Source organism: Kineococcus sp. AC630 (genome assembly GCF_979255925.1).
The window spans coordinates 1-231 of the sequence record NZ_CEEDMJ010000175.1; the positions used below are offsets into that span (position 1 = coordinate 1).

The 231-nt window shown below is 70.1% G+C and carries 1 protein-coding gene; it reads right to left on the reverse strand.

Annotation, left to right across the window (positions count from 1 at the left end):
• Nucleotides 1-231: SDR family NAD(P)-dependent oxidoreductase (locus tag AC0I8G_RS26315; RefSeq protein ID WP_471732556.1), on the reverse strand; the 231-nt coding region annotated here is incomplete at both ends.

Genomic DNA, 231 nt, shown 5'->3' on the forward strand with positions numbered 1-231 from the left:
GCGGCGAGCATGGCGGGGATCTGCGCCTTGAGGGCGTAGAACACCGCGTTGAGGTTGACGGTCACCACCTTGTGCCAGGAGTCGAGGGAGTACTCCGCGACCGGCGCGGCCTCGCCGCCGATGCCGGCGTTGGTGACGGCGACCTTCAGGGGGGCGAGTTCGCCGGCGGCGGCGACCAGCGCGAGGTTGGTGTCGAAGTCGGCGACGTCACCGACGAAGGCCTTGGCGGTT